This window comes from Methanofollis sp. UBA420 (assembly GCF_002498315.1).
Lineage (GTDB): Archaea > Halobacteriota > Methanomicrobia > Methanomicrobiales > Methanofollaceae > Methanofollis.
The window spans coordinates 168,741-180,491 of sequence record NZ_DAGX01000005.1 but is presented as its reverse complement, the minus strand read 5'-3'; the positions used below and the strand labels follow the sequence as shown (position 1 = coordinate 180,491).

At 59.1% G+C, this 11,751-nt stretch carries 6 protein-coding genes; 3 read left to right on the top strand and 3 right to left on the bottom strand.

All coding sequences use genetic code 11. The annotated features are described in order from the left end of the window. Positions 1–8: 8 nt before the first annotated feature. Both BP869_RS07065 and acs read right to left on the bottom strand, forming a co-directional pair. Positions 9–569, bottom strand: a complete 561-nt coding sequence (locus tag BP869_RS07065) for a TATA-box-binding protein (RefSeq protein ID WP_342678203.1) — start codon at positions 567–569, stop codon at positions 9–11. 41 nt (positions 570–610) lie between these two features. Continuing rightward, the gene (gene acs, locus BP869_RS07060) at positions 611–2,506 is read right to left on the bottom strand and encodes an acetate--CoA ligase (RefSeq protein WP_342678201.1); all 1,896 of its coding nucleotides are present in this window, start codon (positions 2,504–2,506) and stop codon (positions 611–613) included. A 487-nt stretch (positions 2,507–2,993) separates the two neighbouring features. Here acs and BP869_RS07055 point away from each other — a divergent pair, with 487 nt between their 5' ends. Both BP869_RS07055 and BP869_RS07050 read left to right on the top strand, forming a co-directional pair. After that, a complete protein-coding gene (locus BP869_RS07055; protein ID WP_342678199.1) occupies positions 2,994–5,057 on the top strand; it encodes an acetate--CoA ligase family protein in 2,064 nt (687 codons plus the stop codon). Positions 5,058–5,603: 546 nt separating this feature from the next. After that, positions 5,604–5,864 carry an RNA recognition motif domain-containing protein gene (locus BP869_RS07050; protein ID WP_067049749.1) on the top strand — a complete coding sequence of 87 codons (261 nt, stop codon included), beginning with the start codon at positions 5,604–5,606 and terminating at the stop codon, positions 5,862–5,864. A 38-nt stretch (positions 5,865–5,902) separates the two neighbouring features. Here the strand turns inward: BP869_RS07050 and BP869_RS07045 are convergent, their stop codons facing one another. Continuing rightward, positions 5,903–6,571 carry a DUF2121 domain-containing protein gene (locus BP869_RS07045; RefSeq protein ID WP_342678197.1) on the bottom strand — a complete coding sequence of 223 codons (669 nt, stop codon included), beginning with the start codon at positions 6,569–6,571 and terminating at the stop codon, positions 5,903–5,905. Positions 6,572–6,682: 111 nt separating this feature from the next. On the opposite strand from BP869_RS07045, the gene BP869_RS07040 reads away from it, so the two are divergent. Further along, positions 6,683–11,311, top strand: coding sequence for a PAS domain S-box protein (locus BP869_RS07040; RefSeq protein ID WP_342678195.1), 4,629 nt, complete (start codon positions 6,683–6,685; stop codon positions 11,309–11,311). Positions 11,312–11,751: the final 440 nt, after the last annotated feature.

Sequence of the window (11,751 nt, the reverse complement as noted above, 5' to 3'; positions counted from 1 at the left end):
GTTATAGTTTAGAGGAGACCGAGGTTGGAGAGATCGGCGATAATTTTCTGCACCGCGAGCCGTGCATCCTCGGGCTGCTTGCCACCGGTAATGATCAGTTTACCGGACCCGAAGAGGAGAACGACAACCTTCGGATCTTCCAGACGGTAAACAAGGCCGGGGAACTGCTCGGGCTCGTATTCGATGCGGTCGAGGTTGAAGCCGATAGCGATCTTGTTCAGGTTGATGGGCTTTCCAAGGTCGGCAGAGGTGACAATGTTCTGGATAGTGTAGGTGAGGTGCTCGTCGATCGCAATCCCGAGGTCACGGAGTTTGCCGCCGAGGATCTCAAGCCCCCGGGTGAGGCTGTCCACGCTCTTTGCACCGGTCAGGACAACCTTGCCGGATCCAAAGACCAGAGCCGCGATCTTCGGGTCCTGCATCCTGATGACCACACCAGGAAAACGTTTCTTGTTGTAGTCTGCCCCGGGGATCTGGGATGAGATGACTGGGAGGTCAAGGGAATCGGTTACTTTGGCAGAGGCAACGATATTTTCTATTTTCAGGGATTCCTCTGGGGTACCGTGCATGTTATAAATGACGTAAAAAAGCTATATAAAGAGTTGGGTACTCAGTCCTCCAGTGTCGAGACATCCCCGAGGTCCATGCCAAGTTCCTTTGCCCTGAGTACCCGCCGCATGATCTTGCCGCTCCGCGTCTTCGGGAGGGAGTCGACGAACTCGATCTCAGAGGGCATCGCGATCGGGCCGACGGTCATCCGCACATGGTAGCGGAGGTCGGCCTTGAGGCGGTCGCTGCCGGCATGCCCCTCTATGAGGATGACGAAGGCCTTGATCTGGTTCCCTTTCACCGGGTCGGGGATGCCGATCACCGCCGCCTCGGCGACCGCGTCGTGGGAGACGAGTGCCGACTCCACCTCGGCGGTGCCGATGTTGTGTCCAGCGACGATGATCAGGTCGTCGGCACGGCCGATGACCATGATGTTGCCGTCGTGCCCCTTCACCGCAAGGTCAGTGGCTGTATAGACCCGGTTAATGGTCGTCCAGTACTTCCGGTAGCGCTCGTCATTGTTGTAGACCGTCCTGAGCATTGCGGGCCAGGGCTCCAGGAGGACGAGGTAGCCGCCGTTGCCGGGTTCGACCGGGTTGCCGTCCCTGTCGACGACATCGGCGACGACACCCGGGATTGGCCGTCCTGCAAAGCCCGGCCGCATCGATTCGCCGACCATCGTCGTGATCATGTGCATGCCCGTCTCGGTCTGCCACCAGGTGTCCACGATCGGGCAGCGGTCCCTCCCTATGTGGTGGTAGAACCACTCGAAGGCCTCGGGATTGAGAGGTTCTCCGACCGAGGCGAGGATACGGAGGGAACTGAGGTCGTACCTGTCGGACCACTGTTCGCCGACCCGCATGAACATCCTGATCGCGGTTGGTGCCGTATAAAAGACCGTGATGCCGTAGTTCTGGATGATCTTCCACCAGATGCCGGGGTCGGGATAGTCGGGCGTCGTCTCGGTGACAAATACCGTGGACCCGTTCAGGAGGGGGCCGTAGACGACGTAACTGTGGCCGGTGATCCAGCCGGGATCGGCGGTGCACCAGTAGACGTCGTCCTCCTTGAGGTCGAGGACGTACTTCGTCGTGTACTGGGTGCCGACCGCGTAGCCGCCGCAGGCATGGATGATCCCCTTCGGGGTTCCTGTCGTCCCGCTCGTGTACAGGAGGAAGAGCGGGTCTTCGGCGTCCATCACCTCGGGCTCGCAGACTGCAGGCTCATTCTCCATCAGTTCGTCGAAGTCGAGTTCCATCTCCGAGTGGAGTTCGACCTTCGGGCGGTCGCGCCGGAGGACGACGACAGCCTCGACGCTCGGGGCATTGACGACAGCCTCCTCGACGATGGACTTGAGCTGGATCGCCTTGCCCCGCCGCATGGAGACGTCGGCCGTGACCACGACCTTCGAGCCCGAGTCGCGGATCCGCTGGTTGAGGGCGCCGACGCCGAACCCCCCGAAGACAACAGAGTGGACGGCCCCTATCCGTGCACAGGCGAGCATGGCGACGATCTGTTCGGGGACGACGGGCATGTAGATGCAGACCCGGTCCCCTTTCCTGACGCCGATCTTTTTTAAAGCGTTGGCAAAGCGGCAGACCGCCCGGAGGAGCTGGCTGTAGGTGTACACCTTCTCCTCGCCCTCTTCTCCTCTCCAGAAGACGGCGACCTTGTTGGCCCGCCCGTCCCGCACATGGCGGTCGAGGCAGTTGTGGGTTATGTTAAGCTTCCCGCTCAGGAACCACTTCGCATAGGGGAAGTCCCAGTCCATGATGCGGTCGAACGGCTCGAACCATTCGATCTCTGCTGCGCGAGTCCTCCAGAACTCCTCGGGGTTCTCAAGATACTTCTGGTACGCCGCCCGGTAATCTCCGATCCATGATCTCTCCCTGTACGAGGGGTCAGGTTCATAATATCGCGGCGCCTCCAGGGGCACAGCAAAATCCTGCTCTGTCATGCTCACCTCCGATTTTACATGATCGAATGTGATGGTTTTATTAAATATTTTGTGGTTCAAAGAATTTTTCGGTTTTTCAAGAAATGGAGTTAGATACATGGAATTGGAGCGCGCCGGGGAAACTACATGATCATCAGTGATGGATCGCGCATCGCCCCTATGAGACACGTTTTTTAAAAAAATTCCCGGAATTGCACGAAATCTCCCCTGCATGCACCACGAACCCCTGCTCAGGCATGCCAAATCATCGACGATCGCCGACACGCGCTTCCACAAATTCAAAAAGGTCTTAAAGGGGAGACTCCGACACTATGGTATCAACCCAATACATATTTCACACCTGCGCATGAACGGAATATGAACGAGTTCAGAACCGCTAATCCCCCATCTGGAACAGTATATGCATTATCAGGATCATGGAGGAGCGTGCGGTTCGGACACAATTCCCGCTGTCAGGAACAATTCCCACCCAGGAGAGAGGAAGTTTATGGCAAAAAGAATGCTCAGCGAGGCAGAGGGGTACGAACTCCTCCAGAAGTACGGCGTTCCGACCCCCCGCTTCAAGATTGTAACCAGTCCTGAAGAGGCCTCAAAAGCGGCGTCGGCCTGTGGATATCCGGTCGTCATGAAGATCATCTCCCCCCAGATCGTGCACAAGAGCGATGCGGGCGGCGTGGTTGTGGGGATCTCGTGTGCAGACGAAGCAAAGAAGGCCTTTACGAAGATCGTCGAGTCGGCGAAAGAATATAACCCTGACGCCGAGATCAAGGGTGTCATCGTCGAAGAGATGGCAAAGCCTGGCCTCGAACTGATCCTCGGCGGCAAGACCGACCCGGCCTTCGGCAAGGTGATCACCTTCGGCATGGGCGGGACTCTCGTCGAACTCATGAAGGACGTCACCCTCCGCATCATCCCTGTTCAGGAGTGTGAGATCAGGTCGATGGTCCATGAGATCAAGGCCTATCCCCTCATCAGTGGGTACCGCGGCATGAAACCGAAGGACGAGGAGACCCTGGTGACGATCATCAGCGGCGTCGCACGGTTCTTCGAGGAGAACCCGCAGGTAGTGGAGTTCGACATCAACCCCCTGAGACTCTACGAGTCAGGCGCCTGCGCCGTGGACGCCCGGGTCATCATCGATGACGAGTACCGCCCGCCGGTGAGGAAGGAACGCACGCACGTCCCGCCCGAATACTTCACTCCCCGCTCGGTTGCGGTCATCGGCGCCTCCTCTGACCCGACGAAGATGGGCTTTGCCGTCCTCCACAATCTCCTCCACTTCCCCGGTCAGATCTATCCGGTGAACAACAAACGCACCGAGGTGCAGGGTCTCAAGTCCTACCCGACAGTGACCTCGATCCCGAACCCGGTTGATCTTGCCGTGATCACCGTCCCGGCCGTGCAGGTGCCGAAGGTGATGCAGGAGTGCGGCGAGAAGGGTATCCCCCTCGTCGTGGTCATCACTGCCGGTTTCAAGGAGACCGGCGCGGAGGGCAAGGTGCTCGAAGACCGGATGCTCGAAATTGCACGTTCGTACAATATCAGGATCATCGGACCGAACTGCCTCGGCATGATCGTCCCACCGCGTGGCCTGGACACAACCTATGTGCACGAGTCGCCGAATCCGGGTTCAATCGCCTTCGTCTCGCAGTCCGGCGCCATCATCAACACCGTCGTGGACTGGAGCCTCAAGCAGGACATAGGTTTTTCGGCTGTCTTCTCGGTGGGCAACCAGGCCGACCTCGACTTCCTCGACTACCTGACCTTTGTCGGGCAGGACAAGAGCACCCGTGCGATCATCCTCTATATCGAGCAGCTCACCGACGGGAGAGAGTTCATGGAGATCGTGCGCGAGGTAGCGAAGAAGAAGCCGGTCGTCGCGATCAAGTCGGGCTCCTCGCAGAAGGGGCAGAAGGCGGCGTCTTCCCACACCGGTTCGCTCTCGGGCTCGTATGAAGTGTACATGGAGGCCTTCAGAGAGGCCGGTGTCATCCCGGTCAGGGCGCTGCGGGGTGCCTTCGAAGTTGCCGAACTCTGTGCCTCTCCGAGCGGCTACCCTAAGGGACGGCGGGCGATCGTCATCACCAATGCCGGCGGTTTTGCCGTCCTCTCCTCGGACTATGCCGAGATGTACGGCGTCGACCTCATCGACCTGCCGCCCGAGATCCTTGAAGAACTCAACCAGATCCTCCCGGACTACTGGAGCCACGCGAACCCCCTCGACCTCCTCGGCGACGCCTCGGAGAAGCGTTTCGAGCAGGTTTTCGACATCCTTGCGCGGCACTCCGACCTCTGGGACATCGCCTTCGTCGTCGGTTTCCCGAACCTGGTCCTGGACTCGGCCGACTTCGCGAAGCAGATTATCACCTTCACCGAAAAGACAAACAACCTCGTCGTCGGCACCCTCCTTGGCGGCGAGTGCATGGACGCGGGCAAGAAGATCCTGAAGGAACACAACGTCCCGAACTTCGACGAACTTGAGCAGACCTTCAAGGTCGTCGGCCGCGTCGTCTGGCAGCGCTGCCGGGCACGGTCGATCGGTCTGCCGTAATATTTTCTTTTCTGGAAAGGTAGCGGGTCGCATCCCTCCACCGGGGGGCTGCCACTCGAAAAACTACGCTTTTCTCACGGTCACTGTCGTTCCCTCCCCCCAGACCCTCGAAAGCCAAAAGTTTTCTCAAGCTCGCACCCTGCCATCAGGATAGGGATGGATGGTGGTCACCCTTCTCAGGATCTCATGTTCGCTCTTCCGGTCAATTACTCAGTGGGGGTCCTACTCTGGCTCTGGAGAGTCCCTTATGATCAGATCAATATCTCCTCTGTGATCGCAGAGAATCGGTGCGGACCCCCGGTGAACTGTAGGGGGAAGGCAGCGGATCAGCATCCCCCGGCGAACACCCGGAGGAAGACAGCAGGTCCACGCATCACCCCGCACGGTACAGAGTATCCATCGACCGGAGTACGAGAGTCTCTCCCGCCCATCCTCCCCCCTTTTTTCCGCGACCTCTCGCCTGGGTACCGTTCAGAAGATGACCACCCCGGCACGGGGAGCACATACTATTATCACCGCGAAGGATCATGTAGCGGCGGGATAGAAATGGAAAGCAGCAGGTTGTATGTCGGAAACCTGACATATTCGGTAACCGAAGAAGATTTGAAAGACCTCTTCTCCAGCTACGGAGATGTAAAAAGCGTTAAAATTATCGGGGACAAGGGGTTCGGGTTCGTCGAGATGAGTACGAAGGAGGAGGCCGAGAAGGCAAGAGACGCCACGAATGGAACCGAATTCGTCGGACGCACATTACGGGTGGAAGAAGCACAACCGCCACGCCCCAGAAGGGAATACCCGAGATACTAGGGTTTTTCCCTCAGACCCCTTTTGAACGGGAAGACTATTCAGGCATTTTTACGAAAAATACCGGAGGTGTTTTTCATGGCGACCTCTCCTTCTCCGAGGTCCCGGGCAAGGAGAGTATCGAGATCAGCCCCGGCCTCCGTCCTGATCAGGACAAATCGATTGCTCACCGATGCAGTTGCCGCCGCCGCCTTCTTCATCGCGAGGATAATCACCCTGACCGCGTCCTCCGTACCGCCGTCCTTCCACCCCTCCCTGATGGAGGCGAGGGCAATATCCTGTGCGATCCTGTTCCCGAGGACGACAAAGGTGCTGCCCGTACCTTTCCCGGTCAGTCTGCCGCACGATCCTTCGAACTCGGCGAGGGCGTATCGCCCTGCCGTGGCATAGAGCCTCCGTGCCCTGACTGTCCTGCCCACTGTATCTCTCACCTCGCCGACAAGGACACCGTCCTGCTCTCTCACCTTCTCCCGACCGTCCCTGACGACGACGCCCACGCCGAGAGCCTCGGCCCGCCTGTAAAGGTCGTTGTCGGTTACGAGGCCGCCGCCGTACAGTTCCTTTTCCAGGGCCTGGACGGCGGTCTCGTCGTCCCAGAAAAAGATCTCCCGCATGTCGCCTGCTATCACGGCGCCTTTCGACCCGACAAAAGCAATCACAAGACTCATCCCGCCAACCCCGCCGACAGGTGCTGATCCTTCAGGCATCATGAAACTATCCTGGACAGAGACCAGAACAGAGTCCGCAGAGGCGGGCGCCGTCATCGGCAGACTGATATAGGGGACTGGAGATAGTGACCGCCGGACACAAACCAGGCACACATGTATTCTGTTCTCTACGTTGACGACGAACCGGCGCTCCTTGATATTGGTAGACTCTTCCTTGAGCAGTCGGGACATCTCTCCGTCGACACCGCACTCTCGGCAGCGGATGCGATCACACGGATGCAGGCCGGTAAATATGACGGTGTCATTGCTGACTATCAGATGCCGGGAATGGACGGCATTGAACTCCTCAAACATATACGCGCCCATTTCGGCGAACTCCCTTTCATCCTCTTCACCGGCAGGGGCAGGGAAGAGGTGGTGATCGAGGCCCTGAACAGCGGGGCAGATTTTTATCTCCAGAAAGGGGGGGATCCGGTCTCCCAGTTCGCCGAATTGGAGCACAAGATCAAACTGGCCATCGAGCGGAAACAGACGCGGGACGAACTCGCCGAGTCCAGACGGCGGATGGCCGACGTGATCAATTTCCTCCCGGATGCCACCTTCGCCATCGACCTCGAAGGGACGGTGATCGCCTGGAACAGGGCGATGGAGGAGATGACCGGCGTACGGAGTGAAGAGATCCTTGGGAAGGGAGACTTCGAGTACGGCATCCCCTTTTACGGGGAGAGACGGCCCATCCTGATCGACCTTGTCCTGAAGGAAGACGAGGAGATCGAGAAGAAATATCCCCATGTCGTACAGAGTGGCACCAGACTTGTCTCTGAATTTTTCATCCCCCATCTCTATGACGGGAGAGGGGCCTATCTCTGGTTCATTGCGTCCCCGCTGTACGATACAAAGGGGAACGTCACAGGTGCGATCGAGTCTATCAGGGATGTCACCGAGCGGAAAAAAGCGGAAGGGGAAACAGAGACGGCACACCAGAAACTCCTCGATATCATCGACTTTCTCCCTGACGCCACCTTTGTCATCGACCGCGGCGGCAGGGTCATCGCATGGAACCGCGCCATCGAAGAGATGACCGGGGCACAGAAGGAGGAGATGCTCGGGAAAGGGGACCACGCATATGCCGTCCCTTTCTACGGGAAAGCGATGCCAGTCCTGATCGACCTGGTCATGACACCGGACGCCGAACCGGAGGCGGAGTACGAGATGTTCAGGCGCGAAGGCGACACGGTTGTTGCCGAGATGTCCATCTCATCTCTTAACACGGGACGCAGGGCATCTCTGTGGGGGAAGGCCTCCCCCCTCTATGACAGTCGGGGAGAGATCATCGGGGCGATCGAGTCACTCAGGGACATTACCGGATACAGACAGGCAGAGTCCGCCCGCCTCCATGCGATCGCACAGGGATCCCCGATCCCCCAGTTCGCGATCGACAGAAACCACCGCGTCGTGTACTGGAACGGGGCGCTGGAAGCGTACAGCGGTATCAAGACCGGAGATATTGTCGGCACGAACGAGCACTGGAGGGCATTTTACCCGAGAGAACGGCCGTGCCTCGCGGACCTGCTTATCGACGGCTCGGGGGACGAGAGCCTGATCGCTCGCTGGTATAAGGGGAAGTACGCACCGTCAGGTCTGGTCAGAGGCGCCTACGAGGCGACCGACTTCTTCCCCACCCTGGGCAAGGACGGGACATGGCTGTACTTCACCGCGGCCCTGATCCGGGATGAAGAGGGGGACGTGATCGGTGCGGTGGAGACTCTCGAAGACATCACCGATCGGAAACAGGCAGAAGAACAGATCCGGATATTCCAGCGTTTTGCCGAAGCGTCAGGGCAGGGTTTCGGGATGGCGACGCGGGAAGGCACCATCACCTATGTCAATCCCACGATCTGCCGGATGCTTGGAAAGGCGAAACCGGTGGAGATCCAGGGCACGTCGGTCTTCAGGTATTATCCCCCGGCGATCTCGGAGAGGCTGGAAAAAGAGATCATCCCCGCCGTTCTCGAAGAGGGGCAGTGGATGGGCGAACTCATCCTCGTCAACGCGCAGGGAGACCATATCCCGACTATTGAAAACTTCTTTGTGATACCCGATGATTTCGGAAGGCCTCTCTATCTTGCCGACGTCATCACGGACATCTCCAGGCTCAAGAAGGTCGAGGAAGCACTGAAGGCATCGGAGGACAGGTACCGGACACTTTTCGAGAACAGCGGGAGCCCCCTGATCATCGTCGAGGAGGACACCACGATCTCCCTCGTCAACAGGGAGTTCGAGAAGATCAGCGGCTGTACGAAGGAAGACGTGGAAGGCAGGATGAGCTGGACGGACTTTGTCGCGGACCCGGCAGAGTTGGAGTGGATGATGGAGTATCACCATCTGCGCTGGACTGCGTCTGAGTCCACTCCCCGGGTCTTCGGGTGTCATTTCAGGGACAGGCATGGGAATGTCAGGAACGTCCTCGTCACCGTTGCGATGATGCCGGGGGTACGCCAGACCATTGTGGCTATCGTGGATATTACCGAGCGGAAAAAGGCCGAGGAGGCACGTCATCTTGCCGACCTGATCCATTCCATGCCGGATGCGATCTTCGCCGTCGACCGTGAAGGGAAGGTGATTGCCTGGAACAGGGCGATCGAGGAGATGACAGGCGTTGCGGCCGCCAAGATCATCGGGAAGGGGGAGTATGCATATGCTGTCCCGTTCTACGGGGACAGGAGGCCCTTCCTCCTCGACCTCGTCTCTGCTTCCCCGGAGGAGATGGAGAGGTGGGGGTATAGGCGAGTCACGCGACGCGACGGTTTCCTCATTGCTGAGAGCACCGAGGCACGGCCACAGGGACGGGAGATGATCCTGCAGGCATTTGCCGCCCCCCTGTACGACGATTCGGGGGAAATTGTCGGTGCAATCGAGGGGATCCACGACATCACGGATTTCAGGCATGCGGAACAGGCACTGCAGGAGAGCGAGGTCAAGTACAGGTCGCTCTTCGAATATGCCTATGACGCGATCTTTCTCATGCATGACGGCCTGATCACCGACTGCAACCCACGGGCCTTGGAGATGTTCGGGTGTACGCGGGACGAGTTTGTCGGCAGCAGCCTCTCTGTTTTTTCACCGCCGGTTCAGCCAGACGGCTCCGACTCGGAGGAGAAGGTCGCCGGGAAGATCAGGGGGGCGCTCTCCGGGGAGGCGCAGTTCTTTGAGTGCAGCTGCCGCACCCGCGAGAGGCGGCCGTTTTACGCGGAGGTGAGCCTGAACAGGATCCAGCTGGGAGAGGATATATTCGTGCAGGCGATCGTCCGCGACATAACCGCACGCAGGGACGCCGAAGAGGCGCTGAAGAAAAAGACGTACGACCTGAACGAACGGGTCAAAGAACTGAAATGCCTGTACACGATCTCGAAGATCCTGGGCAAATCCGAGACAGGGTTCGATGCACAGATGCAGAAGGTCGTGGACGTCATACCCGACGCATGGCAATATCCGGATGTGACGGCCGCCAGGATCACCCTGGACGGGAGGGTGTACCAGACCGCCAGCTTCAGAAAAACCCGGTGGATGCGGTGCCAGAAAGTTCTTGTCAACAGCAGAGAGGCGGGGACAATAGAGGTCGGGTACCTGGAAGAACGGCCTGAGCGTGACGAGGGGCCGTTTTTAAAAGAAGAGCGGAGCCTTATCACCAGTATCGCCCAGCGGATAGGGGGGTACATCGAGCGCAAGCAGGCTGAGGAGGCGCTCAGCGCTTCGGAAACTGAGTTAAGAGCGGTGTTGTCGGGCATGACCGACATCGTCGTCGTCCTCGATGCGGAGGGGCGCTGTCTGAAGGTCGCACCGACGAACCCGCCCCCTTTCCTCAGGCCGGCCGGCGAGGTGTGCGGAAAGACGCTTGACCAGGTGTTCCCATCCATGCAGGCAGAAGCGGTCCCCGGCGCTATCCTGCAGGCGCTGGAGACAGGGGAGCCGGTTGCGATCGAGTATGGTATGCGGGTCAGGAACCGGGAGGTCTGGTTTGCCGCCGTCATCTCCCCGATGACGGAAGACTCGGTGGTCCTCGTGGCGCGGGACATCACAGAGCGCAAGCAGGCGGAGACGGCGGTCCAGACGGCGAACAAAAAGCTCAACCTACTCTCCAGCATCACGCGGCACGACATCCTCAACCAGATCACGGTGCTGCGGGGGTACATCGAACTCGCCAGGATGGAGACGACAGACCCGACGCTGCTCAACTATGTCGCCAGGGAGGAGACGGCCACCTGGGCGATACAGCGCCAGATCGAGTTCACCCGCGATTACCAGAATATCGGCGTCACCTCGCCGCAATGGCAGGACGTGCACCGGGTCATCGCCCGCGCCGTCCGCGGCCTCGACCTCGGCGGGGTCGAGTTCTCGATCGAGTTCGACGAGGTCGAGGTCTATGCCGATCCCCTTCTCGAAAAGGTCTTTTTCAACCTGGTGGACAACGCCCTCAGGTACGGTGAAAAACTCACAAAGATCCGGTTCTCCGGTCGTGAGGGGGAGGAGGGGTTCACCCTCGTCTGCGAGGACGACGGCGTCGGCATCCCCGCAAAGGTGAAGGAGGCGATTTTCCGGCGGGAGTACTACAAGAACACGGGCCTTGGCCTCTACCTCTCCCGGGAGATCCTGGCCATCACCGGCCTCACGATCACGGAGACCGGCGAGCACGGGAGGGGAGCACGCTTCGAGGTCTTCGCGCCGCGCGGGGTGTACCGCTCTCTCACAAAGAAAGAGAGGCTGGTGCCGCCGACGGGGTAAGGGGTCGTCCCGACCAAAACCCGATAGACTGTATGGGGAAGGCGGGGATACGCGCTCCTCTCAGGGATAAGGTGGATCTATCGACATGAGCATGAAGGTTTACCATGAATGCCGCCTGAAACTCCGTTTCGTGCCCGATTCTACAATGTCCGGCCCTGGAGAAATCCCGCAGATCCTATCCTGTGGTGCCCGCATGTTAGAACATGGGGGTGGTCCCGTGGGACATGGCCCGGGTCAAATACGCCCGCATATGCCCTAGATCCGAGGATCGCGCCTCCGATTCAGGACCATATCGGGGAGATCCAGAGATCCGGGCATATCGGGGTCCGTGCTCGATACAGGATGAAATCCGACAGGAACCAACGCCCTCAGGTCGTCGTTATGATTACAGGTAATGTCTCCCTCTCCCGGCCCCCCTGCTGCCGGGGAGGGGGAGGGAG

Excerpts from the sequence above, each read along its gene's own strand:
- BP869_RS07040 (WP_342678195.1), top strand. The coding sequence starts at position 6,683 with ATGTATTCTGTTCTCTACGTTGACGACGAACCGGCGCTCCTTGATATT.
- BP869_RS07050 (WP_067049749.1), top strand. The coding sequence starts at position 5,604 with ATGGAAAGCAGCAGGTTGTATGTCGGAAACCTGACATATTCGGTAACC.
- BP869_RS07045 (WP_342678197.1), bottom strand. The coding sequence starts at position 6,571 with ATGATGCCTGAAGGATCAGCACCTGTCGGCGGGGTTGGCGGGATGAGT.
- acs (WP_342678201.1), bottom strand. The coding sequence starts at position 2,506 with ATGACAGAGCAGGATTTTGCTGTGCCCCTGGAGGCGCCGCGATATTAT.
- BP869_RS07065 (WP_342678203.1), bottom strand. The coding sequence starts at position 569 with ATGCACGGTACCCCAGAGGAATCCCTGAAAATAGAAAATATCGTTGCC.
- BP869_RS07055 (WP_342678199.1), top strand. The coding sequence starts at position 2,994 with ATGGCAAAAAGAATGCTCAGCGAGGCAGAGGGGTACGAACTCCTCCAG.